Source organism: Peptidiphaga sp., assembly GCF_057238965.1.
Genome location: NZ_DBHHEV010000034.1, coordinates 1 through 22,578 on the forward strand (window position 1 = coordinate 1; position 22,578 = coordinate 22,578).

23 protein-coding genes and 1 pseudogene are annotated in these 22,578 nt (G+C 64.3%); 14 read left to right on the top strand and 10 right to left on the bottom strand.

Annotated features, from left to right (window positions below):
- Positions 1–237, bottom strand: a 237-nt coding sequence (locus ACO48X_RS05555; RefSeq protein ID WP_485001126.1) for a hypothetical protein, incomplete at its 3' end; no start/stop codon positions are given.
- Here ACO48X_RS05555 and ACO48X_RS05560 point away from each other — a divergent pair.
- The 12 genes and pseudogenes from ACO48X_RS05560 (at position 215) to ACO48X_RS05615 (ending at position 12,240) form a co-directional block, all read left to right on the top strand.
- Positions 215–967 (top strand): DUF6668 family protein, encoded by a 753-nt coding sequence (locus tag ACO48X_RS05560; RefSeq protein WP_485001127.1) that lies wholly within the window; start codon positions 215–217, stop codon positions 965–967. The two genes, ACO48X_RS05555 and ACO48X_RS05560, sit on opposite strands and share 23 nt — an antisense overlap.
- A complete protein-coding gene (locus ACO48X_RS05565) occupies positions 957–1,229 on the top strand; it encodes a hypothetical protein (RefSeq protein ID WP_485001128.1) in 273 nt (90 codons plus the stop codon). Before ACO48X_RS05560 ends, ACO48X_RS05565 begins: the two co-directional genes overlap by 11 nt.
- The gene (locus tag ACO48X_RS05570; RefSeq protein WP_485001129.1) at positions 1,226–1,978 is read left to right on the top strand and encodes a DUF8175 domain-containg protein; all 753 of its coding nucleotides are present in this window, start codon (positions 1,226–1,228) and stop codon (positions 1,976–1,978) included. The genes ACO48X_RS05565 and ACO48X_RS05570 overlap by 4 nt, the downstream gene beginning before the upstream one ends.
- Before the next feature lie 14 nt (positions 1,979–1,992).
- Positions 1,993–3,387 (top strand): hypothetical protein, encoded by a 1,395-nt coding sequence (locus ACO48X_RS05575; protein ID WP_485001130.1) that lies wholly within the window; start codon positions 1,993–1,995, stop codon positions 3,385–3,387.
- Positions 3,384–4,895, top strand: coding sequence for an SCO6880 family protein (locus tag ACO48X_RS05580; protein ID WP_485001131.1), 1,512 nt, complete (start codon positions 3,384–3,386; stop codon positions 4,893–4,895). Before ACO48X_RS05575 ends, ACO48X_RS05580 begins: the two co-directional genes overlap by 4 nt.
- Positions 4,895–6,349, top strand: coding sequence for an ATP/GTP-binding protein (locus ACO48X_RS05585; RefSeq protein WP_485001132.1), 1,455 nt, complete (start codon positions 4,895–4,897; stop codon positions 6,347–6,349). Before ACO48X_RS05580 ends, ACO48X_RS05585 begins: the two co-directional genes overlap by 1 nt.
- Position 6,350: 1 nt before the next feature.
- Positions 6,351–8,057 carry a type IV secretory system conjugative DNA transfer family protein gene (locus tag ACO48X_RS05590; RefSeq protein ID WP_485001133.1) on the top strand — a complete coding sequence of 569 codons (1,707 nt, stop codon included), beginning with the start codon at positions 6,351–6,353 and terminating at the stop codon, positions 8,055–8,057.
- A 26-nt stretch (positions 8,058–8,083) separates the two neighbouring features.
- Positions 8,084–9,034, top strand: a complete 951-nt coding sequence (locus tag ACO48X_RS05595) for a hypothetical protein (protein ID WP_485001134.1) — start codon at positions 8,084–8,086, stop codon at positions 9,032–9,034.
- Positions 9,031–9,381: a DUF4913 domain-containing protein gene (locus ACO48X_RS05600; RefSeq protein WP_485001135.1), complete on the top strand. Its 351-nt coding sequence runs from the start codon at positions 9,031–9,033 to the stop codon at positions 9,379–9,381. Before ACO48X_RS05595 ends, ACO48X_RS05600 begins: the two co-directional genes overlap by 4 nt.
- 72 nt (positions 9,382–9,453) lie before the next feature.
- Positions 9,454–10,503 (top strand): DNA cytosine methyltransferase, encoded by a 1,050-nt coding sequence (locus ACO48X_RS05605; RefSeq protein ID WP_485001136.1) that lies wholly within the window; start codon positions 9,454–9,456, stop codon positions 10,501–10,503.
- 48 nt (positions 10,504–10,551) lie between these two features.
- Positions 10,552–10,992 (top strand): annotated as a pseudogene (locus ACO48X_RS05610) (ATP-binding protein); the annotation flags it as partial.
- Positions 10,993–11,058: 66 nt separating this feature from the next.
- On the top strand, positions 11,059–12,240 hold the full coding sequence (locus ACO48X_RS05615) for a hypothetical protein (RefSeq protein ID WP_485001148.1): 1,182 nt from the start codon (positions 11,059–11,061) through the stop codon (positions 12,238–12,240).
- Positions 12,241–12,335: 95 nt separating this feature from the next.
- On the opposite strand, the gene ACO48X_RS05620 is transcribed toward ACO48X_RS05615, so the two are convergent.
- Positions 12,336–14,066 carry a relaxase/mobilization nuclease domain-containing protein gene (locus tag ACO48X_RS05620; protein ID WP_485001137.1) on the bottom strand — a complete coding sequence of 577 codons (1,731 nt, stop codon included), beginning with the start codon at positions 14,064–14,066 and terminating at the stop codon, positions 12,336–12,338.
- Positions 14,066–14,473: a plasmid mobilization relaxosome protein MobC gene (mobC, locus tag ACO48X_RS05625; protein ID WP_485001138.1), complete on the bottom strand. Its 408-nt coding sequence runs from the start codon at positions 14,471–14,473 to the stop codon at positions 14,066–14,068. Before mobC ends, ACO48X_RS05620 begins: the two co-directional genes overlap by 1 nt.
- A 274-nt stretch (positions 14,474–14,747) precedes the next feature.
- Between mobC and ACO48X_RS05630 the strand changes: the two genes are divergently transcribed.
- Both ACO48X_RS05630 and ACO48X_RS05635 read left to right on the top strand, forming a co-directional pair.
- Positions 14,748–15,041, top strand: a complete 294-nt coding sequence (locus ACO48X_RS05630; protein ID WP_485001139.1) for a hypothetical protein — start codon at positions 14,748–14,750, stop codon at positions 15,039–15,041.
- Positions 15,042–15,228: 187 nt separating this feature from the next.
- The gene (locus tag ACO48X_RS05635) at positions 15,229–15,678 is read left to right on the top strand and encodes an HIT family protein (protein WP_485001140.1); all 450 of its coding nucleotides are present in this window, start codon (positions 15,229–15,231) and stop codon (positions 15,676–15,678) included.
- Between the two features lie 76 nt (positions 15,679–15,754).
- Here ACO48X_RS05635 and ACO48X_RS05640 read toward each other — a convergent pair whose 3' ends face one another.
- The 7 genes from ACO48X_RS05640 to ACO48X_RS05670 all read right to left on the bottom strand — a co-directional run bounded on the left by ACO48X_RS05640 (position 15,755) and on the right by ACO48X_RS05670 (position 22,284).
- On the bottom strand, positions 15,755–16,303 hold the full coding sequence (locus tag ACO48X_RS05640) for a hypothetical protein (RefSeq protein WP_485001141.1): 549 nt from the start codon (positions 16,301–16,303) through the stop codon (positions 15,755–15,757).
- A gap of 2 nt (positions 16,304–16,305) precedes the next feature.
- On the bottom strand, positions 16,306–17,763 hold the full coding sequence (locus ACO48X_RS05645; protein ID WP_485001142.1) for a C40 family peptidase: 1,458 nt from the start codon (positions 17,761–17,763) through the stop codon (positions 16,306–16,308).
- On the bottom strand, positions 17,760–18,728 hold the full coding sequence (locus ACO48X_RS05650; RefSeq protein ID WP_485001143.1) for a glutaredoxin family protein: 969 nt from the start codon (positions 18,726–18,728) through the stop codon (positions 17,760–17,762). The genes ACO48X_RS05645 and ACO48X_RS05650 overlap by 4 nt, the downstream gene beginning before the upstream one ends.
- A 555-nt stretch (positions 18,729–19,283) precedes the next feature.
- Positions 19,284–19,493, bottom strand: coding sequence for a hypothetical protein (locus ACO48X_RS05655; RefSeq protein WP_485001144.1), 210 nt, complete (start codon positions 19,491–19,493; stop codon positions 19,284–19,286).
- A 508-nt stretch (positions 19,494–20,001) separates the two neighbouring features.
- The gene (locus ACO48X_RS05660) at positions 20,002–20,133 is read right to left on the bottom strand and encodes a hypothetical protein (protein ID WP_485001145.1); all 132 of its coding nucleotides are present in this window, start codon (positions 20,131–20,133) and stop codon (positions 20,002–20,004) included.
- Between the two features lie 155 nt (positions 20,134–20,288).
- A complete protein-coding gene (locus ACO48X_RS05665; protein WP_485001146.1) occupies positions 20,289–21,107 on the bottom strand; it encodes a tyrosine-type recombinase/integrase in 819 nt (272 codons plus the stop codon).
- A 406-nt stretch (positions 21,108–21,513) separates the two neighbouring features.
- Positions 21,514–22,284, bottom strand: coding sequence for a ParA family protein (locus ACO48X_RS05670; protein WP_485001147.1), 771 nt, complete (start codon positions 22,282–22,284; stop codon positions 21,514–21,516).
- Positions 22,285–22,578: the final 294 nt, after the last annotated feature.

Genomic DNA, 22,578 nt, shown 5'->3' on the forward strand with positions numbered 1-22,578 from the left:
GGGGGCGGCGTCGGGGGTGTCGCCGTCGGGGCCGACGGCGATGGTCCAGGCGCCGTCGGGGTCGGTGACGTGGGCGGCGAGAGGCCGGTCGAAGTGTTTTGCCCATGTGGCGAGGTAGGCGCGTGCGGCGTGGCGGGCGGCGTCGAGGGTGTGGGCGGGCTGGGTTGTGGTCAGCCCGGCCAGGCGGATGGTCAAGGTTGTCTCGTCAATGGTGATGTCGGCTTCGGGCCAGGACATAGCGGTGCTCCTTTTCTGGGTGTGCGCTTTGTTTGGTATGTGCGTGCGGGGCGGCACATGTTGGGGCGGATACGGGAATGGAAAGGAGACGGCCATGGCCAAGCTGACCGGCGCCGAGGCGAAGTCCTGGGCGGGCGGCAATCCGTGGGTGAGCGGTGACGAGGCGGTCGAGGTCGAACCGCTTGTCGAGCGGTCGCCTGCCCCGGCGGTGTGGGGGCGCGATCCGGGGATCCGGCCGGCGGGGCCGGGGACGATCGGGGTCGCCGCGGCGGTGTGGCGCCCCGGAATTCACGTGGTGGCAGCCCATGGAGGTGCGGGCGCCTCGACGTTGGCGGCGTTGACCGGGTGCGTCGATGCGGGGCGGCGCTGGCCGTGCTCGGCGTCGCGGGCGAACGCGGTGGTGGTCTGCGCGCGGACGAATGCCCTCGGGCTGGAGGCCGCCCGGGATGCGGCGATGCGTTTTTATTCCGGGCGCGTGCGTGGCGTGGAGGTTGTGGGGGTCGTGTTGGTGGCCGATGCTCCGGGTCGGCGTTTGCCGCGGGCGTTGGCCGAGGCGGCCGATGCGGTTGCGGGCGCCTACCCGCGCTGTTGGCGTTTGCCGTGGGTGGAAGGGCTGCGTCAGTCCGGTCGCTGGCCGAGCAAGCTTCCCGCGTCGGTGGCGCGGGTGGCCGACGAAATCGTCGGCCTTGATGGCGTGCGTGAGAGAGAAAGGAATGCGCATGTTGAGTAATTTCGTCTGGTCCATCGTGACGAAGGCCCCGCCCGTCAAGCCGGCGGCTCCTCCGGGGGCGGAGAAGATTCTCAAGATCGTGGGCTGGGTTTCCTGGACGGTGACCGTCATGGGGATCGTCGGAATCCTTGCGGTGGCGTGTTACATGATGTTCCGCAACGATCGCGGGGAGGGGTCGAACGCCACGTCGAAGCTCGCCTACGTTCTCGGCGGCCTGATTTTGGTCTCGGCCGCCAGCGCAATCGTGGGGGTGATCGTGTGAGACAGGGCAAAGACCGGGCCTCGGGCGAGGACGCTGCGGGCGGGGCTGTCGAGTGGAGCGCGCGAGTGGTCTTCGGGGCGGCGGCCTTGGCGGTGATCGTCGTGGTGGGGCTGGTCCTCTCCCTGTGGGCGGCCGTCGACGACAAGAGCGCCGAGAAGGCCTTGCCTGGCCCGTCGCCGTCGTCTTCGAGGGGGCCGTATGCGTCGGTGTGCGGGCAGGTGACGAAAGACTTCGACAAGCCCGATTCGAGTTTCCCGGCGCATCGGCGGACTCTGCCGTCGGGGGCGGCGATCGCCGAGTTGGAGGGCGTCGGACCGTGCCGTGTCACCGACGAAGGCATTCCGGTCGGGTACGTCTTCGCTCCGAAAGGCGCCGTTCTGGCGGCGGTGAATTACGCGTCGCTGGTGACCCGGGGCGGGTCGAGTCTGCCTGAAGCGGTGTCCGCGCTCCAGGTTCCGGGACGGGAGACGGACGTCATGGCCGCCGACGCGCGTCGACGGGCTCAGCCGGCGACGGGCCAGGCGGCGGTCAAAGGGTTCAAGGTCCTCACCACGTCGAAGGCCCGGGAGATTCGGGTGACGGTGGCGATCGAGTTTCCCGCCCGGCCCGGGGTGGTCGTCGGCTGGACGCTGACGGCGGTGTGGACCGGACGCGATTGGAAGATCGCGCCGATGGACCGGGACGCCGGGTGGGAAATGGCTCCTGTGGCCTCGCTGGCCCGGAGCGGGTTCACTGCGTGGGGATTCTAGAAAGGAGAAGAAGAATGCCGTCGTTCAGTGAGTGCGGGATTTCTCCGTTGTGTTGGACCAAGGGCTGGCTCGGCGAGGGTGTGAAGGCCGTGGGAGAGTCCGTGGTCGATTCGGTCGCCTCTGCTGTGGCGACGGCGACCGAATCGGTTTTGAGTTTCATGGCCAAAGCGATCGTCGCGGTCAATCCGGTCGATGTCAAAGGCAATGCCTCTGTCGAGTGGTTGCAGGGGCGCTTGCAGTACGTGTCGGCGATTTTGGCGTTGTTGTCGATCTTTATCGCGGCGGCGATGATGATCTGGCAGCAACGGGGCCAGCCTCTCGTGGAGCTGGGGGCGTCGTTGGCCAGGTTGGTGCTGGTGGCAGCGGCCGGGGTGACGGCCATTGACCTGGCCACCAGCGCCGCCGACGCGTATGCGTCGTGGCTGTTGGAAAAATCGGGGGGCATGTCCACGCTGGCGGCGAATATGACGCTGTTCTTGTCCCAGACCGGCGTGTTGGGGGCGTTCTTGATCATCGTCCTTGGCCTGCTCTCGATCATCGGCGGGCTGATCCAGGTGTGCCTGCTGATGGTGCGCGGGGTGTTCCTCCTGTTGATGGCCGGGGTTTTTCCCTTGTCGGCCTCGGCGACCAACACGGAGTGGGGAAAGAACTGGTTCCGCAAGTCGCTGGGCTGGATTATCGCTTTTGTGGCGTACAAGCCCGCGGTGGCGATCATTTTCTCCTTCGGGATTCGGATGATGAATACCTCCGGGGTGAACGTCAAGACGATCAAAGAAAAGATAAAAGAAGTCTGCGATATTGACGATCCCAAACCAGAGGACTACTCCTCGTGCATCGAGGACCACCCCGACGATTTTGAGAACATGCGGGCCGACATGATGGCCAACCTTCAAGGATTCTTGCAAGGGCTGATCTTCATTTTGCTGGCCGTGTTCGCGTTGAGCGCGATCATCAAGTTCATCATTCCGGCCGCCGGGGCCTTGTCGTCGGGGTCCGGGGCGGGCCTGGCGGCCGCCGCGGGCGGGGCCGGGGCGATGGTGGTCGCCTCCGGCGCCCGTTCTGTTCCAGGCGGAAACGCCTCCGGGGCGGCCGGGACGGCAGGTTCGGCCGGCGCCGACGGAGGAAACGGCCTGGCGGGCGGGGCGGGCCCGGCCGGCGCCGACGGAGGAGGGGGAGGCTCAAGCGGCGGGCAGGCCGGGCCGGCAGGAGTTCCGGGCGGTGCGTCCGGTCAGTCGGCGGGCTCGACGTCCGGGGCAGGCGGCGGAGCCGCCTCCGGGGCGGCCGGCGCGGCGGGGACGGCCGGCGGAGCCGCGGCAACGGCAGGGGCGACGGCAGCCCTCCAGGCTGCCGGCCAGGTCGCCTCCGGCGCCAAAGGGCTGGCCGAGAGTCAGACGGGAGAGACGGCATGAGCGCGGCAGAAGAGTCGGAGACGGTCTTTTACGGGAATTGGCGTCAGCCGTCGAGGGCCGGTTTGGGCAAACTGTCGGCGGCGGCGACGTTCGTTCTCTTTGCGGCGCTGGTGGCGACGTTGATCGCGAACATGGTCGGCGGGCTTGTCCCGGCGTTTGTCACCGCTGTTGTCTCTGGCGCGGTTTTGTTTTCCCTCATTCGCAAAGACGGGCACGGGTTGACCCGTCTGCACAGGATAGGAGAGAGAGTGATGTTTCGGAGAGCCAGACGGCGGGGGCTGACGGTATACAGGTCGGGTCCGGCCGGCGTGGTCCCCACGGGAACCTGTCAGCTTCCCGGGGTGCTGTCGGCCACCCGGGTGTCCGAGTTCGTCGATTCGTGGGGCCGGCCGTTCGCGGTGATCGCCCACCCGGCGGTCTCGACCTATGCGGTGGTCTTGGCCGTCCAGCCGGACGGGGACGCGCTCGTCGACCAGTACCAAATCGATGTGCAGGTGGCCCGGTGGGGGCATTGGCTGGCGGCGCTGAGCGGAGAGCCGGGCTTGGTCGGCGCGTCGGTGGTCGTCGAGACGATTCCCGACTCGGGGACGCGCCTGCGCCAAGAAATCCATTCTCACATCGATGCCCGCGCCCCGGAGCTGGCCAAACGGGTGATGGACGAGATTCAAGCGGTCTACCCGGTCGGGTCGGCGGCGGTGTCCTGCTACATCACGTTGACGTTCACCGCCGCGACGGTCTACCGCCTCGGAGGGGCCCGCCGGAGTTTGGAGGAGTTCGGCCGGGAGGTCGCCACGCGCATTCCGGGGCTGACCGGCGCGCTGTCGGGGACCGGGGCCGGGACCGTCCGCCCTGTCGGGGCTGAAGAGATCGCCCGGATCGTGCGCGTGGCCTACGATCCGGCCGCTCAGGCGCTGTTCGACGAAGCGGCGCTGGCCGGGCAGACGGCGCGGGTCGAGTGGGCCGAGGCCGGCCCGGCCGGCGCCGACGCCTTGCGTGACAGGTATGTCCACGATTCGGGCGTGTCGATAACGTGGATGATGACAGGCGCCCCGACAGGCCAGGTCCAGTCCAACCTGCTGACGCGCCTGCTCGAGCCCAATCAGCGTGTGGCTCGCAAGCGCGTGGCCTTGTTGTATCGGCCGATCGACGTCGCCCGGGCCGCCGACATCGTCGATCGAGACGTCAACGACGCCTCGGCGCGCCTGGGCAACATGCGCCGGCCCACCGAGCGGGCCAAGGTCGCCTACGCCCAGGCGGTGCGCACCTCCAGAGAGGAAGCCCAGGGGGCGGGGCTGGAAAACTTCGGGATGGTTGTGACCGCGACGGGCACGTCCTCAAGCGAGCTTGCCGACATCAAGGCCACCGTCGAGGCGTTGGCCGCCTCGGTGCGGATCAGGATCCGCCCCGCCTACGGGGCCCAGGACGCGGCGTTCGCGGTCGGCCTGCCGGTAGGCGTCGTCCCGATGCTGCATTCACGTGTGTCCGAGCGAGTCAGGGAGGCGTTGTGATGGGCCTGTCCGATCGTCTGCGCAGGCTGGTCCCCTCGCCGGTGACCGGGTGGGACAAACGCGGGGGCGGGGGCGTGCTCGGCGTGCCGATCCCCCAAGAATGGCGCGGAACCTCGAAACAGGTGTGCGGGCTGTGGCCGTTCTCGGTCGGGGTGGGCACGCCGATGGTGGGCGTGCCGTTCGGCCGGCACCTGATGACCGGCAACACGGTCTGTTTCGATCCGCTTTCGTGGTTTTCCGAGGCCCAGCTGATCGCCAACCCTTCAGCGTTCGTCCTCGGTCTGCCCGGGCTGGGCAAATCCTCCTCGGTCCGGCACTTGATCATGGGCCTGGCCGCCAGGGGCGTGCATTCGATGATCCTCGGAGACCTCAAACCCGACTACGTCGACCTCGTCCGCGCCTTGGGCGGGCAAGTCATCGAGATCGGGCGCGGCCGGGGCACGATCAACCCCTTGGACGCCGGGGACGTGGGACGGGTGATCGGCAAAAGAAGCATCGGGCGGGCCCTGCGCAAAGAGCTGGTCGAAGACGCCCACGGCCGCCGCCTGACCATGATGTCCTCTCTTGTCCAACTGGCCCGCAACGCCCCGCCAAGCGACCGCGAAGACGCCATCCTCGACCGGTGCCTTCTGGTGTTAGACACAAATGTGAGCCGCACGCCGGTCATCGGCGACGTCCTCGACGTCATCCGCCAGGCGCCCGAGCCGGTCCGGCAGGTCGCGATCGACCGCGGCGACCTCGACAGGTACCAGGACATCACCGAAAGCCTCGAGGCGACGTTGATGTCGATAGTCTCGGGACGGTTCGGCGACGTCTTCTCCGGCCAGACGACGGTGCCGATGGACCTCGACCGCCCCGTCGTCTTCGACGTGTCCTCGATCAACGAGAACGACAAATCCCTCGAGGCCGCGGCCTTGCTGTGCTGTTGGTCCTACGGGTTCGGGCAGATCAACGTGGCCAACGCCCTGGCCGACGCCGGACTGGCCGCACGGCGCCATTTCCTCATCGTCATGGACGAGATCTGGCGCGCCCTGCGCGCCGGAGCGGGGATGGTCGATCGGTTCGACGCCATCACGCGATTGAACCGGACGACGGGCACCGGACAGGTCATGGTCACCCATACGATGAAGGATTTGGAGGCCTTGGCCAGCGAGGAAGACAGGGCCAAAGCCCGCGGATTCGTCGAGCGGGCCGGGGCGGTGGTCGCCGGCGGCCTGCCGATGTCCGAAATGTCGTCACTGACCAAAGCGGTCTCCTTGTCCCAGGCCGAGCAGGACATGCTCGCCTCCTGGCAAGACCCTCCGGCCTGGGACGTGACCGCCGGCAAAGAAAGCAAGCCTCCCGGGGTGGGCAAATTCTTGATCAAAGTAGGGGGCCGGCCGGGAATACCGGTCAAGGCCACGTTGACCGACTCCGAACTGTCGGTCAACGACACGAACAAAAGGTGGAAATGACATGCGCAAAGACCAGGCCGGCGCCTTCGCGCTGGCAGGGATCGTCGCGGCCGGCGCCGCGGCCTCGGCCGCTTTCCACGTCGGCTTGGCCGTCTCCGGCGTCGACGGGGCGTCCTGGAACCCGGCGGCGCTGATTCTCCACCTCGCCTCGGGCCAGACGCGGATGCCGGCTCGAGGGTGGGCGGCCACAGCGGCGGCGATGGCAGGAATCGTCCTGCCCCTTGCCGCCGCAGCGCTCTGGCAGATCCGCCGACGCGCCCGACGAGCCAGAGGAGACTCCAAAGCCCGCCTGACAGGCGGCAAAAAAGCCTCCCTGTCGGTCCGCGCCCGCGCGGTCGCCGACAAAGCCCGAGCCTTCGGCCTGGACCCGGCGAAGCATCCGGGATACCCGTTGGGGCGGGCCGTGGCCGGAGGCGAAAAACTCTACGGGGACTGGGAAAGCGTCGGGACGATCATCGCCGGGCCCCGGACCGGCAAGACAGTCGGGTTCGCTGTCCCGTTTGTTTTGTCGGGCCCCGGGGCGGTGCTGGCCACCTCGAACAAACGGGATCTGGTCGACGCGACGCGTCTGGTGCGCGAACGGGCCACGGGCGAGCCCGCCTGGGTCTTCGACCCGTGCGGAATCACCAAACGCCCGCCGGAATTCTACTGGAACCCGCTGACCTACCTGACGTCGGACGGGTTCAACGGATCGATCGTGGCCCGGGCGCGCACGCTCTCGCGCATTTTCGGCGACGCGGCCCGCGCCACAGGCGGCAAAGCCGCGGCCTCGTCCTACCACCCGTTTTGGGACGGCGGCGGCGACATGGTCCGCTCCCACCTCTTAGCCGCCGCCGCATTAGACGGCAAGTCCATGGCCGACGTGCACCGGTGGGCGGCCAAAGAGACCGACGTCGACCCAGTCGACATCCTGCGCGCCCACGGGCTGGCCAGCTCGGCCTCAGAACTGCAAGGGGCGCTCGATCTGCCGGCGGACACAAAAGGAGGCGTGTGGGCCTCAGCCCGGATGGGGCTGGGATGGGTGGCCGACCCGGCAATACAGGCGTGGTGGACGCCCGGCAAAACACGACAAGCATTCGACCCGGCCGTCTTCGTCCAATCCCGGCAAACCCTGTATTCCCTCTCGGCCGATTCGACCGAGGCCACCCCTCTCGTCTCGGCGCTGCCGGCCGTGACCTGCCTGGCCGCCGAGTACTGCGCCGAAGCCAACGGCGGGCGCCTCGCTGTCCCGATGATGGTCGTCCTTGACGAGGCCGCCAACGTCTGCCCCTGGCAAGAGCTTCCCAAGCTGTATTCGCATTTGGGCTCCCGCGGAATCTGCCCGCAGACGATCCTCCAATCCTGGTCCCAAGGCATCGACGTGTGGGGAGAGACCGGCATGTCCAAACTCTTCTCGGCCTCCAACACAACCGTCTACGCCGGAGGAGTCAAAGAAACCGACCAGCTTGAGCGCATCTCGAAGCTCATCGGCGTCCAACGCCCCGACCAAGTCTCAACCTCGATCTCGCACGGCGCCAGGTCGACGTCGGTGACCGCCGAAGGCCAAGAACGCCCGATCGCCTCGGTCGACGAGCTCGCCTCGCTGCCCAAGGGGCGGGCGTGGCTCATCGCCACCCAATCAAGACCCGTCCTGATCGAAATCATTCCGTGGTTCGCCACGGACCAACGGGCGGCGGTCGAAGAGTCGATCGCCGTCTACAGCAAATAGACCCCCACGAGTGAAGGAGAAACACAATGTCGGTCAACGACGATATCTTCGACGACGTCGGTCAGAAGATCGCGCACGCCGTGCGTTTGGTCCAACAGGTGGCCGAGGCCAAACGATGGCGCGACCAGCGCGTCCTTGCAAGCGAGCAGGAAGCTGCGCGCAGCGAGCAATACCGGATGCAAACAGCGGTGTCGACGGCCCGCCCGTACCTGTCCGAAGGCCTGCGCGACCGCTGGTGGAAAGAAGCCGAGTTGGAAGACGCCGTGCACATGCTCGGCGTCGCCGAGCGGTTCGCCGAAGCCGACCCGATGGCCGAGGCCGTCCAGACACGGGCCCGCCGGGAAATCAAAGAGCGATGGGACATCGATATAACCGAGCCGGATTGGCGCGACGCCCTGGCGGCCCCGGACGAGGAGATCGCCGACGCCGACAAGATGACGCTCGTCGACGGGGAGAAACCCGACCCGCCCGAGGCACTGCGCGAACAGATCGCCCTCCGTCAGGCCGACCTCGACTCTGAAGAGGTCATCTCCTCGCTACAAACCAACACCAGCCTTCCCGGACAGACGCGCGAGAAGCTCATCGCACGCCTGCGAGAAGCCTCCGCCTCCCAGGCCGGCCCCGATGCCCAAGGCCAGGCCGACGAGGTCCTCGCCCGCGCCCGAGCCGACCGGGACGCCGCCGTCGCCCGCCAAGACGAGGCCGACACCCGCGTGGCAGACGGAGACCCAACAGCCCAATCCGAGGCGGAAACGGCCAGAACAGCCCGCTCCCGGGCCGAAGACACCCTGACAGCGGCCCGCGCACGGGCCGCCCGCGCCCAAACAGGCGACCCCGAGGCCGACGCCGGGATCGAAGCCCGCGAAGTCTCCTTCCCCGCCCCCGCCGGGCGCGCCCGGGCGCGCAAGACGAACAAACGTGGACGGTCCACAACAAAAAACCGCGCCGCCGACAAGAAAGCAGGCAAAGCCCGATGACCGCGACCCTCTACCCCTGCGCCTCGGCATGGGTCGAAGACTACCTCTCGGTCATCTATTCGCGCAGGCTCGGAACCCGCCACGTGTGGTGCCCACACTGGTGGGACCACCCCGAAGCCGTCGTGCGCATCGAAGGAATGTGGCGGGCATGGGAACACATGCGCCAAGACGACGCCGCCCTAGGCATCGCCGCATGGTTCACGGAAGTGGCCGACCCCATGATGCGCGAACTTCTCGACCCCGACGGACCCTTCAAAGGCTGCGACCCCGAACGGCACCGGCCCAAGCCCGAGACAGACATGACCCTCCCCGTCGCCCCGCCCCCGCCCACCCTCGCCGGCGTCTGACACCGAGCCTGCCGTAATCGTTGCTTCCACAGGTGCTCGACGTCGGTTGGAAAGTCGCATATGCTTGGCTTTATGGCTAATGGTGTTGTGGCGGTCGATTTGTTCTGCGGGGCTGGCGGTTTGTCGTGTGGGTTGAAGCAGGCGGGCGTTGACGTCGTCGCCGGGATTGACGTCGATCCGGCCTGTCAGTGGCCTTACGAGCACAACATCGGGGCGCGTTTCGTCCGCGAGTCGGTCCGCGAGATCACCGGTGAAGACATTGTTCGGCTGTGGGAGGGGCGGGATGGGCGGCGTTTGCTGGCCGGGTGCGCACCGTGTCAGCCGTTTTCCTCTCAGAGGCGAGGGGCCGATTCGAAATCACACGAGTCATGGGACTTGTTGTTGGAGTTCGCTCGCCTGGTCAATGAGTCGCGCCCGGACTTCGTGACGATGGAAAACGTCGCCCCGCTCAAGTCCTCCCCCGTGTTCAACAGGTTCCTCGGAGAGCTGGCCAAGACGGGGTATTTCATCGACTACAAGGTTGTGCGGGGAACCGACCACGGCCTGCCTCAGACGCGTCGGCGTCTGGTGCTGACCGCCTCGCTGGACGGGTTCGTCTCGATCCCGGATCGGACGGCGCCGGCCGGTACAGTGGCCACAGTGCGCGAGGCGATCGGGGGTCTGCCGGCCGTGGCTGCCGGGCAGGCCGATCCGAACGATCCCCTGCACTGCGCGCGGGGGCTGACCGAGATCAACCTGAAGCGGCGGGCGGCGTCCCGTCCGGGCGGGTCGTGGAGGGACTGGCCCGACGAGCTGCGCGCCCCGTGCCACCGGCGGGCGAGCGGGTCGAGTTTTCAGTCGTTTTACGGGGTCATGGAATGGGACGCGCCGTCCCCGACGATCACGACCCAGTTCCACAATTACGGCTCGGGCCGTTTCGGGCATCCCGAGCAGATGCGCACGATCACCCCGCGCGAAGCCGCCCTGTTGCAGGGATTCCCCGAGAATTACCAGTTCCTTCCCCCTGGCGAGCCCGCCTATTTCGCGATCCTGGGCAGGATGATCGGCAACGCCGTGCCCCCAACCTTAGGGGCACTGGTCGGCCGGGCGATCATGGATGCGGCGACCCACAGAGCTGGCTAGACTGAGAACGCACTCACCTCTTCCTAGATAGAAATGGGAATCACAACGATGTCCAGCCCGTTAACTTTTGAGTTTTCTCTGACTGTTTTGAACCATCTGGGGCGCCAGCTCTACCGCAACTTCATCACGGTCATCGGCGAAGCAGTCTCCAACGCCTGGGACGCCGACGCGACCAATGTCTGGATCGATATTGATCGCACTCGGGGAGTCATGACCATCCGGGACGACGGCACCGGCATGAGCCGTGACGATCTCCAGAACAAGTTTCTCAAGATCGGCTACTCCAAACGCAAAGACGGCGCCACCGAGACGTCTCGGCGCCGCAGGCCCTTCATTGGAGCCAAGGGCATCGGCAAGCTTGCCCTTCTTTCGTGCGCCGACACGGTCACGGTCGTCTCCCGGCCCCAGACGAGCTCGCCTGATGGATGCGTCATCGACAACCGTGAGATTGACAAGGCGATCGATGAAGACAAGGTCACCCAAGAAGTCCGCCTTGCCGCGCCCAGCAGTGAGACTCTCAAACTCCTCAACGGTCAAAAACAAGGGACTGCTCTGGTGTTCGACAAGGTGCGGATGCCCAACTCGACCGATGAAACGCTGAGAAAAAGCCTCGCGCTCTACTTTCGATTCACCCTCATTGATTCAGATTTCTCTATCCACTACAACGGAGACGAGATTACAATCGGCGACGCCAAAGATCTGGCGGAAAAGACCCAGTACTTGTGGAAGCTCGGGGAGGATTTCGACGATCCCTTCCTCAAGCTGCTCAAGGTGCCCGACGACCGAAAGACGACGTTCAATCCGCCCAAGGGAGTGAAGGGATTTCTGGCAACCGTCCGAAAGCCGCGTGACCGCATCATCATGGGGGCCAAACAGAAGATCGGCATCGATCTGTTCGTCAACGGCCGCTTGCGGCAACGAGACATCCTCTCCGAACGCCCCAGCGCTCGGGTGCCAGCACAGTACGTTTACGGTCAGATTCATTACGACGAGCTCGACTCATCGACGAAGGATCCTTTCACTTCAAGCCGCGAAGCCGTCATGGAAGACAACAAGGCCTTCGCCCAATTGCTTGACTACCTCGCAGACACGCTGAATAAGCAAATCTTCGACGAATGGGACAGGTGGCGCCTCATGGATCGCGAAGACGGTGATGATGAGAACAAACGTATGAGCAGGAAAAAGCGGGCGGCCCAGAAACTCGTCGACGAGGAAGTGGACGAGCTGTTCCCCGACGCGAACCTGAAAAAGCCACAAGACGTCTTCGATCGACTGCTCACAGAGGCCACAGACGGACTTAAGGACGTTCTCGACGACTACGGACGCCTCTACACTCTCGAAAACCTCATGCGCCTTACAGCCCAGCAATATCATATGAAACCCTCCAATAGCGACAGAAAGACTGCAGATAACTTCCGCGAAAATGCAGAGAGGGATCTCGAAAGATCTGGGTTGGCCGAACCTTGTCGTTCACATGAAGAAGACCTGTGGTACCTGGGCGTCGCCGAACTCCTCAAAACCGTTGAAAAAGGACACGAACCGCCCAACGGACGCAGCCCTCTGGAGGCCCAGAAAGATCTCGTGCGTTACCTGCGCAACATCGTCATGCACACAGCAGGACTAACCCCATATGGCAGAGACAAACTCAACGCCCACGTGCAGGCGATCGCCGCCCTTGTGCAATCGATCGTCGTCGACGAAGAACGCGAAATTGCCGAAGAATCGAAGCCAGAATGATCAGCCGTCAAAACGCGACGCAGACGCATGCCTCTACGCAGACAGGACTGTTAGCGGCAATCCTAAAAGTATGGGCTTATGACCGCTACTAGGGTCTATCGATTGCGCCCGTGGTCCTTTCCCGGATCAATGCGCTTTCGCCGTCGCCGGCGAGGCCGGGATTCGGCTTCGTCGCGCGTGGCCGCCGTCAGCGGCTCCGAAGTTCCGGGCATGGGGCCAAAGGACGCCGCTAGGAGCGATTGGGCCAACTCCGCCCCGGACCTCCCCGTTCGCGACGCAGGCGATTGCCTCTCGGCGCTTTCCGCGCAGGGAGGCGGGGGCACGTCAGGCGGGGACGGGAACGTGACCTCGACGAGCCGCTGAGCCACAGGCCGCGGCTGGAGGACGGCCAGGGCCCGCTCGGCGTCGGCGCGCACACGGCGGGCGGTGACGATCTGCCCGTGCAGACGAAGAGTCTCTGCCAAGGCACCCACCAAACGCGCCGCGGCCTGCCAGACGTGCTCGGACCTGTCGGAGGTCAGAGGCGACGGGCCCAGCGCGGCCTGGGCGAATGCCGCCCTGGCCTGGGACGGCGGCCGGGTGCGCCTGACCGGCGGGGGTTTGCGTTGGGCGAGGCGGCCGATGGACCGTGCCGCGCCGGCCAGCGCGAACGAATGCGGGTGGCACCCGTCGTAGCGGGCGGACAGGGAAGCAAAGACCCCGGCGGCGTCCCGGGCGCAGGCCGCCAGGGACTCGTCGTCGCCGACCGGGACCGCGTCGAGGCGGGCCAGAGACTCGTCCACAGCCGCCGCCATGGCCTTCCACATCTCTTTCTGCCGCCCGGCCCATTCCTCGCGTGAGACCCACGGCCTGTCCTGCCGACGGTGGTGCTGCGGGGCCCACAGGGCCAGGGCCTTGCGCCGCTCGCCGGAGACGTCGGCCCATCCGGTGCGCAGGCGGCGCAGGCTCAGATCGCGGGCGACGTAGTAGGCGCCGATCCAGGTCGGCCGGGCCCCCTCCGGCGGGCGCACCGCCACCGAGAAGCCGTCGACGTGCTCGCGCGTGCCTTTCGCATAACGCGGCCGGACCAGCACCCCGGCCCCGCGCAACGCGAGAAGGAATTCGGACTCGGTGCGCGCCCCCGACGCGGCCGCGCGCAGCGCGATCTCCAGGCGTGCCCGGTCGGTCAGCGCCTGTCCGTCCCGGCGGGCGGCGGCCTGCTCGGCCGGGCTGTCTCCGCGCGAGCCGCGCTGGTGTTCGCGTGACTCGACCACGGCCAGGCCGTAGCGGTGTTCGAGCGTGTTGCAGGCCGCCTGGGCGCGCGGCCAGTCTCGCCACACCGAGGCCTTCGTTCCGTCTTCGCGGACAAGGTTGACGGCGATGTGGATGTGGTCGCCGCCGCCGGCGTTGACCCCGTGGCGGACGGCGACCCACCGGCAGGCCGCTTTGCCAGACGAGGCGGTGAATCCCATCTCGTCGACGAAGTCTTCGGCGATCTTCGCCCATGTCTTGTCCGACAGCGCGCCCTCGTCCGGATGCAGCGTCAACGAGCAATGCCACACGTGCGCCGGGCCCCGCCCGGCCGAGGCCATCTCCTGCGCCTCGTAGTCCCACCGAGTGCGCGTCGAAATGACTTCGGTGCCGTGCTCGAGCCGGTCCAAATCAAGTCGCCGCCCGGCGCGCAGCGCCTCGTCATGCGTCAGCGTCCGGCCTCCGAAAAAGTCGGGGCCGGCGATGTCCTCGGTGCCCGCAAGAATGTGCTGGTCGGTGTGCTCGTTGGCCCGGCCGGGCCCGAGAAGATAGACCATGAGCCCGCGCGCGTTCCCGCCGCGGGTGATGTTCGGCATCACAACAAATCACTGACCTTTGCGCGCACCTCGCACAGCGCATCGACCTGCCGACGCAACTCGCGCGCGACCTGCTCAGCCTCAGCCGGAAAGCGCCGGCTGGCGTTCGCCCAGTGCGCGATCTGGTTGATGTTCGTCGCCTCGCCTTGGAACTGACGGCACAACACCCGAAGCAAGCCCAGCAGCTCGCGCAGCTGCTCCGGATTGACCTGCTCGACAGGCGGCGTAAGGCCCTGCGCTGTCAAATAACGCGCCATCGACACGCCCTTCGACCGCGCCAAAAACCGCAGCCGCTCATACTCCGAGGCCTTCAACCTCAAACTGAACAACCGCCGCGAATCCCCCGGCGCGGCCGTCGCAGACTTGCGCACAGACCGCCGCCCCGTTTCCTCCTCACGGTGCGCCACAGGCCACCCCTCTCCTTCGCCAGCGCAGCGACCCGCAGATACTCTGCGGGACCCCCTTTTCGGCCAGTATAGCCGAAACAAGCCTGATTTGTATATACAAATCACTAGCTTGCTCCACATCCGGCCGCCGGATGTGGAGCCGCGAAGACAAACAGGGACACGCACACCCCGAAACGCACGACGTACACGCAGAACGTGCCCGTGCACGGCACCCGCCACATTCACAGCGTGCCCAAACCCGCGGCACACCCGCCGACCAAAAAGGAGAAACACCATGAATTCCGACCGCGACCTTGACCGCGCCCACATCGTCGACGCGCTGTCCGCAACCCTGTCCAAACGGCGCGACACACTCGACACGCTTGCCGACGCCGCCATCGCCCTCGACGCCGCCCGCGCCGCGTTCGCCCACGCCTACAAAAACGCCCTCGCCGCAGGCTGGACCACAAAAGAACTCACCGCAGCAGGCGTCACACCGCCCGACAAACCCACACGACGCCGACGACCCGCCACCCGCACCCAGCCCAAAGCCGACCGCGCGCCGGCAGCTGACGAACCCCGCGAATAAAACGCCTCGGGGGCGCGCCGCCCCCGAGGCGTGGAATGGAATGGCCTTTCCGCCGCCGGGGTGGCGGAAAGACCCCTGCAGAACACACCACCACACCCGAACCACAATGCCCGTGGACGGATTGTTCCCCCGGCACGGGCCGAACTCCTGCTGACACGTAGCAGACTGTCACCGAAAGGAAAACAAAATGAAAAACATCAACATCGACCCTTCCTGCCCGTTCTGCGCAATCGTCGACCACAAGGACCAAAACGTGCGCGAGGTCTGGCGGGATGAACACACGGTTGCGTTCTTCCCCACCGAGCCGGCCACTTTGGGGCATACACTTTTAATTCCGAGACGGCACGTGCCGGACATCTGGAGCCTGCCCGGCGAGCTCGCCGCACGCCTCGGCGAAGCGAGCGTCAACCTCGCTTCAGCCATCAAACAGGCCCTCGCGCCCGAGGGCCTGAACGTGATCCAGTCCAACGGCCACGTTGCCACACAGACCGTCGGCCACCTGCATGTCCACCTCGTCCCGCGATGGACAGGCGACGCCATCGGCCCCATCTGGCCGCCGGAAACCAGTTACGGAAAAAGAGAAAAAGACAATGTGTGGAGACGCCTGAAAACAGCCGCCCGCGCCTGCATGCGATAATCCGCGCAACAAGTAAACGCGGCAGCAATAGCGTGGGCCCCCTCCCAGTTTGGGAGGGGGCCCACGCTATTGCTGCCTAGTTTTGTTCGATTGACGTGACCGTCCATGCGGATCCGCGTTTTTCGAGTGTGAGGATCCATTGTGTTTTGACGTCGGGTCCGATGCGGCGGCGACCGTCGGGGCCGGTGGGTGTGGCGTTTGTTTGTCGGGCGAGGGAGACGGCGCCTGAGGCGTAGTCGGGGGCCTGCTGTAGGTCGATGCGCTCGACTGTCGCGGGGGTCCAGGCTTTGGCTTTGGCCCATTCGGCCCATGCGTTGTCGGTGCGGGTCTGGGCGCCGGGGTCGGGCACGAGCGTTGGCGCCAGCCATCGACGTGCGCGCCGGATCGCGTCCAGCGGGGAGGCGTCCGAGCGCGTGTCGTGGCAGGCCATCACAGCTGCGGCGGCGTCGGCGACCGCGTCGGCGTCCGAGGAGTCGACTCCTGTGGGTGTGCGGCACCGGGAGACCGCCGGCGAGGTCGGCGAGGGAACCTCGTCTTGGGGGGCGGGCGTGGCTTTCTCGGACGTTGAGCAGGCGCCCGCCAGCACAGCGGCGGCGATCGCCGCCGCAGCCGTTCTCGACTTCATGGTCATCCTTTCGTCACCCGCACGGCCTGTGGAAGCAGCGCGTCGGTTTTAGCGTAATAGGACAGGGGCCGTTCGCCGACCCCGCCTCCTGGGATGGCGTCGACGATTTTGCCGTTGCCGGTGTAGATGGCCACGTGCGTGACCTTGTCGACGCTTGCTGGCGTGTTCTTGGCTTGGAAAAACACAATGTCGCCGGGCTTGAGAGACTCGAGTGTGGCGGGCACGTAGGCCCCGCCGTACTCTTTCGCGCGCACAAGCATGGCGTTCTCGCATTTGCGGTCCGCCGCCGCAGCGCCGGGAACCGACATCGGCAGATCGATCCCGAGCGTGTTCTTGAACGCTGCCTGCACGAGGGTGCAGCAGTCGTAGCATGAGCCTGTCTTGCATCCTGGCCTGCGGTAGGGCGTGCCGGCATGTGCGAGGGCCCACTGGGCCGGGGCAGGCGACCCCGATCCGGCCTCCTGCGTGTCTGTCGTCGTCGGCGCGTACGTCGTCGATGCCAGTCGCTTGATTTTCTCGACGTACTTGCGGGTTTCGGGGTACGGGGGTATCCCCTTGTATTTTTGGACCGCGCCGGTGCCGGCGTTGTAGCCCGCCAGGGCCAGATCGACGACGTCCCCGTTTTGTTTGCCGGTTTGCTGGGAGGCGTGGGCCAGGACGTTCTGTCCGTGGTAGATTCTGGCCCATCCTCGGTATTTCGCTCCGAGGCCGGTGTATTCGTTGATGGCGATGACTCCGACGGCGCCTCCGGGGCCGACCGAGGTCGAGACGACTTTTCCGCCCCCGATCGACAGGGCAATATGATCGAACGAGGCGTTGTCGCCCCCGATGAGGTCCCAAAACACGGGCACGCCCGCCGGCGGATTCGTGTCCCCGGGATGTTTGTCGCCGGCGGCCTGCCAGGCGGCGTTCGCCGACTCATACCTGCCGGGAAATCCGAAGGCCTCACGGACGAACTGCTCGCACTTGCCCTTGTAGCCTTTCTGGCCGACCTTGGCCATAGCCTTGCGGACCACCGGCGAAGACCCGCCCCCGCCCTTGGCCAGCCCGGCGACGGCGGCGACGTTCGAACACATGAGATTGCCCTGCGACCATATCGCGTCGGCAGGGTTGGAGATGTCGGCTTTGCCGTCCCCGTCCCCGTCCATTCCCGCCGTTTTCCACGTCGACGGGATGAACTGAGCGATGCCCTGTGCGCCGGCCGACGAGCGGGCTTTCGGGTTCCATCCCGATTCGGCGTCGATCTGCGCGGCAATGATCGACGGGGTGATTTCCGGGCAGATCGAGCCCGCCCGTTTGACCGCCTCCAGATACTGGGGAGGGACGTTCGCCGGGGTGCCTTGGCTGATCTCCTGGACGGGAGGCTTTTTCCCGTCGGCGCCGCCACCGGAGAACAACAAGATCCCCATAGGCAGCGCGGCGACCGCCAACGCCGCCGCGCCCACAGTCCGCTTGCTCACCTGCCCCTCCCCCGCGCCTGAACCTGGTCGTGCTGTGCGGCCCTCGGGCGGTGACCGCCGCCCGCACGCCCGGCCGTCGGTCCCGCCTCGTCGATCGGCGGGAACGTCGCAATGATGTCCTTGATCCTCGCCGGGTTGAACCCTCCATAGGGCTCTTGCCCGGCGACCTCGACCACCGGAGCCTGACGGATTCCCTGCTCGACGAACTCGGCGCGCTCGGGCTCGGCATCGGCCAAATCGACAACCATATAGGTGAGCCCTGCTTTGTCGAACTGCCGCCGCGTCATCTGACACGCCGGGCAGTGGTCGAGCGTGTAGACGGTAAGGTTGCCGTCGACTTTCCGCCATTCGTCTTGGAATTCCTTGACGGCCTCGTCTAAAGATTGTAGAAAAACTTGGTTTTCCCTCCCTGCGACCTTGTAACCGTAAAACTGGACGGCCATCCAAACAGGGTCGAACGTGGCGATCAGCCCGTCGCCTTCCCGGGTGACTAACGCGACCTTGTCGGCCGCGTCGACGTATTCAGGCGTGAGCTCGCTGTTGGGAAGCAACGGTTCAAGTCGTTCCTTCAAGGTGTCGAGCCCCTGCCGCGCCCACTTCGGCCACGGCGCGTCGGCGACGACTGCCGCTTTTAAGCGTTTGAACTCGGCCTCCGCTTCGAGGGAAGGGGTGGTGGGCTCGACCGGCGCGGCAGGGAACATGTCCTGCTCGATCTCCATCAGAAGATCCCACCGGCGGGACGGGTCGTTGACGACCATTTGCAAGTCGCCTCTGGCCGCAGCGACATTCTCGAGGGCAAACACCCTCGTGCGGAACCAATAGTTCCTGTCCTTCTCGGCCAGCAACGCGTCGGCAAGCTCGGCCCGAGCGCGATTGGCCCGCTCGTCGTGGCCCTTGACCCCTAACGTCAGCGCCTCCTCCCGAGGCCCCGACGCCAACCGCTCGTAGAGTTCCTCAATATTCATGACCAGGTCTCCTTTCTTGACAGACGGTCACCTGGAATGTGGACACCCGAACGCACCCAGGCCGTGCACGTGACCACTCCTCGTCCATCGCAGCACGAACCAACGCCCTCACTCATATTGCAGCCGACGCGAGAGGAATCGACCCTGATACCATCACGGCTATATAAAAGGAAACGACTTGTACAACGAAAAACCATGACCTCGAATGTCATTGTGCTACACTTAGACGTATGTTCGATAACCGAACATAAAACAATACTCATGGAAAGGAGAAATATGGCGAACGCCGACGAAAAAGGGCGGTCCACATTTGCCAGAATGTGGACCGCCATCAAAAGCAACGGACACATCATCCTTTGGCTTTTCGCCGAAGAATCGATTCGTGCCTTTAGTGCGAATGTAATTAACTGGCTGTCTAGTTAGCCAATGAAAGGTAAGCGCCTCTTTCAAGGCGTTCGCTTTCCATCTTACAGGCAATGACGGTGGAAAGCAAAGAAAAGCGGGTGTGCGCGAAGAACGTCGCGCACACCCGCACGGGACGGGCCGCCGGCCTTCTCAGCGCCTCCGGCTGTCGCCGACGACGTTTCCAATCGACAGCTGGTTAATCATCCCGAACGTCGCAAGCACAAGCCCGACAACAACGGCGAGCTTGACCGTCTTCCACAACAGCCGCCCATAGGCGCGCACGCCCCGGCCAAGCATGTGGAAAACCCACCGGACAGCGGCCGCGATCTTGGCCGCTCCAACCTTGAGTTGTTCTCGCATAAGACATCCTTTCCTTATCGGCAAGTCTATCCGATCGGCTTCATCGGAGACGCCCGATTCGATAGACTCCGGCCCGCACGAGTGCCCTTGTACGGTTGGACCGTTTCAATTGAGAATTGCGAAACTCAACAACAAGCATAAACACGACATGTTGTAGGTGCGGCGTGTTGCAGACACAACATGTTGTGTTTACGTTTAGCATTGTCACGTCATCGAAACGACAAGTTGAAAGGAGGTGACTCAATGTCGCCTAAGCAGGCAACCTCTAGCCCCGGTAAAAAAGGGGGTAACGGCAAGCGGAATCGCTCGGCGGTAACCGGAGAGTTTATCACCAAGAGACATGCCGACGCTCACCCGAATACGACCGTTGCGGAATCGAGGAAGAAGAAGTCGAAGTAACGCGACGACGTAACACGGTTTCCTCCCCTGTCCTTGTCCGTTTGGGCAAGAAGGTGGATAATGGAGGTGGCTACTCGGACAAATGGCGCGAGTAGCCACCTGTGGGCCGTCACTTAAGCAGTGCGATAAGCACCGCCAATGTGGCGGTGGCAAGGGCAAAAGCCTGGAGCTGCGCTATCTTGAGAATGGTGCGCAGTGTCTGGGCTTTTTCCTCGCCCGATGAGGATCGTTTCTTCCTCATCGTCCCCACCTCCTTCCTGAACTCGAAACCTTGGCACTGGGAATGAATGTGAAAGGTTCGGTCCAGCTTGAAGAAGCCATGGTCTAGTCTACCCGCCAGAGCTATGGATTATCGCAGAAATGCTGATTTGACGCCTCGCGCCGGCAGTTCGTTTTTTACATAATGATTGCGAGGGAGTCTAGAGCGGATCTTTGTTGTCGTTCTAGGACTTTTAGATAGCGTCCCGTCGTTGCGAGGGATGAGTGGCGCATGAGGGTTTGAACGATGCGGCTATCGACTCCTTGTTCCAGGAGTGATGTGGCGAAGTAGTGTCGAAGTTGGTGTGCGGTCACGTCTAAACCGAGGCGATCGAACGCGCGGGATATGACGGCGCTGACGGAATTGCCGGTCACGTGCCCGTCAATGTTGCTGGGTGAGGGAAACCAATATCCAGTTGATGGGTAGTGGATACTTTCAGCGAGGATTTCTCTGTGCGCGGGGAGGATGTCGTCGCGTCCTCCTTTGCCTAGGATTCGGATCTTCTCGCTCGTTTGGTCGAGGCATTCACCGCGGAAAGCAGCTATCTCCGATACGCGCATTCCTGCATAGACTGCGAGAATGATTTTGGTGCGCGTTGTCCTCCAAATGCCAGATTTGAGCACTCGTCTGATGTGTTCTCGGGAAGCGGGTTTGGGGAGCCCCGAAGGTGTGCGGGGCCTTCCGATTTTTGCTGTTGGGTTGGTGTCGAGCAGTTCTCGTTCTTCAAGCCAGGTAAACCAGACTCGCAGGGTAGACCAGTAATGCTCGCGACTTGTTTGGGCGATGTTGCGTGAAAGCCAGACGATGACGTTGTCTTCCGTGGCCGATGCAGGATCGATGTCGAGTGCTCGAGCGAAAGAGGTGAGAATCCGTCGCCGATCGGCGATTGTTCTCTCGGACAACCCTCTTCCTCGCATGGTTGCGATCCAAAGTTCCAGAAGTGATTCGTATTCCATTCAAATCCTTAGTCTCGTCAACGTGAATGGGGGCAATGACGTCATTGCCCCCATTCATTGATAGTTGGGAAGTGTCGATCTTAGGTTTTGAACGGAGCGCCCTTCCTCAGATGCCCACGCCCAAGGGGCTCGACGTTCGTAGTCTTTTCAATTGCAGATGTTTCTGCAAGAACGAGGGCGGCAATCCATTGGGACAGCGACGGGGGGCGCTGTGCGGCGGGAAGAGCGGCGTAGGCACCTCTGACACGCGCGATTTGATCGATGTCCATGTAGACCGCGATTTTTCCTCTCTTAGGGCGAGAGGGCTGTCGTGCGGGTTGATTGTCAGCGGCGATGATCGGATCGGCGCTCCGCCGCTTAGACATCGCAGCGCCGACTAGGTTCGCCGGAACGTTGAGAGAGCGGGTCATCCTCGCCCTCCTAGCAATGTTTGGGCCAGAACGCCGAAGAGGTCAACAAGTTCGCTTGTCCCTGGGATCCGGTCGACGGGGAGACTGTCGGAGGCTCCTCTGGCGAGGGCTTCTCGTTCGGGGATCTCGACGTCGAGGACAAGGTCCCGGTAGATTTTGCGAAGCTGACCGACCCACTGGGCTTGGTCTTTGCGCCCTTTTCTGACCCGGTTAATGAGAATGCCGACAGGCAAAAGGTCCGGGTTGTAGAACGCTTTGACGTTGGCGATCGTTTGGAGGGCCTGCGCAAGCGCTTGTGCGGACTCGACCCGCGGCTCGGTGACTAAAAGCACTTGTTTCGCAGCCACTAGTGCGTTGGCAGTCAGCGCACCAAGCGCTGGTGGGCAGTCGATGACAATGTCGTCGTAGTCGTCTTCGACTTCCGTGAGAATGCGCCGCAATCGCATCTCGCGTCCGATCGTTGAATCAGACTCGGCGTCTGCCAATGCCCGTTCCGCTGTTAGGCAGGCAATCGATCCCCAAGCACTGCTTGCAGAAAGCGCCGTCTTGAGGATTGTTTGCCGGCTGGGTGGTTCAGGCGTCAAAAGGTCATAGACAGTTGGCATTTGATCGTCACGCTCAACACCAAGAATCGATGTGGCACTGGCTTGGGGGTCCATGTCCACAAGCAACACGGCGCGGCCGTTCAAGGTCAGATGGCGGGCAAGTTCGGTGGCGATGGCTGTTTTACCGACGCCACCCTTCTGATTGCATATCGAGATGATCATATTGTCTCTTTCGATGTGGGAATACCGTCAATAGCGGCATTGGGGTTTATGACAGCATTGCCGTCATTAGGTCTAATAGGGGTAAAAGGGTCATTGACGATACGGAAAAGTAGGCCTACGCGCAGAGAATGTGCACGCAGGCCTACGCGGCGATTAGTGAAGACAAGCGGCGGGCGCGATACGCGTCAATGGATAGAGCATCTGACTTGGGATCAGAAGGTTGGGGGTTCGAGTCCCTTTGAGCGCGCCGAGGCTCCGCACTGGTCGACGCGATCCCGGTGCGGAGTTTTCGCT

Bases quoted from the DNA above. Each gene is read 5' to 3' on its own strand.
- ACO48X_RS05560 (WP_485001127.1), top strand. From the start codon at position 215: ATGTCGGCTTCGGGCCAGGACATAGCGGTGCTCCTTTTCTGGGTGTGC.
- ACO48X_RS05565 (WP_485001128.1), top strand. From the start codon at position 957: ATGTTGAGTAATTTCGTCTGGTCCATCGTGACGAAGGCCCCGCCCGTC.
- ACO48X_RS05575 (WP_485001130.1), top strand. From the start codon at position 1,993: ATGCCGTCGTTCAGTGAGTGCGGGATTTCTCCGTTGTGTTGGACCAAG.
- ACO48X_RS05580 (WP_485001131.1), top strand. From the start codon at position 3,384: ATGAGCGCGGCAGAAGAGTCGGAGACGGTCTTTTACGGGAATTGGCGT.
- ACO48X_RS05585 (WP_485001132.1), top strand. From the start codon at position 4,895: ATGGGCCTGTCCGATCGTCTGCGCAGGCTGGTCCCCTCGCCGGTGACC.
- ACO48X_RS05590 (WP_485001133.1), top strand. From the start codon at position 6,351: ATGCGCAAAGACCAGGCCGGCGCCTTCGCGCTGGCAGGGATCGTCGCG.
- ACO48X_RS05595 (WP_485001134.1), top strand. From the start codon at position 8,084: ATGTCGGTCAACGACGATATCTTCGACGACGTCGGTCAGAAGATCGCG.
- ACO48X_RS05600 (WP_485001135.1), top strand. From the start codon at position 9,031: ATGACCGCGACCCTCTACCCCTGCGCCTCGGCATGGGTCGAAGACTAC.
- ACO48X_RS05605 (WP_485001136.1), top strand. From the start codon at position 9,454: ATGGCTAATGGTGTTGTGGCGGTCGATTTGTTCTGCGGGGCTGGCGGT.
- ACO48X_RS05620 (WP_485001137.1), bottom strand. From the start codon at position 14,066: ATGCCGAACATCACCCGCGGCGGGAACGCGCGCGGGCTCATGGTCTAT.
- ACO48X_RS05630 (WP_485001139.1), top strand. From the start codon at position 14,748: ATGAATTCCGACCGCGACCTTGACCGCGCCCACATCGTCGACGCGCTG.
- ACO48X_RS05635 (WP_485001140.1), top strand. From the start codon at position 15,229: ATGAAAAACATCAACATCGACCCTTCCTGCCCGTTCTGCGCAATCGTC.
- ACO48X_RS05640 (WP_485001141.1), bottom strand. From the start codon at position 16,303: ATGAAGTCGAGAACGGCTGCGGCGGCGATCGCCGCCGCTGTGCTGGCG.
- ACO48X_RS05650 (WP_485001143.1), bottom strand. From the start codon at position 18,728: ATGAATATTGAGGAACTCTACGAGCGGTTGGCGTCGGGGCCTCGGGAG.
- ACO48X_RS05655 (WP_485001144.1), bottom strand. From the start codon at position 19,493: ATGCGAGAACAACTCAAGGTTGGAGCGGCCAAGATCGCGGCCGCTGTC.
- ACO48X_RS05660 (WP_485001145.1), bottom strand. From the start codon at position 20,133: ATGAGGAAGAAACGATCCTCATCGGGCGAGGAAAAAGCCCAGACACTG.
- ACO48X_RS05665 (WP_485001146.1), bottom strand. From the start codon at position 21,107: ATGGAATACGAATCACTTCTGGAACTTTGGATCGCAACCATGCGAGGA.
- ACO48X_RS05670 (WP_485001147.1), bottom strand. From the start codon at position 22,284: ATGATCATCTCGATATGCAATCAGAAGGGTGGCGTCGGTAAAACAGCC.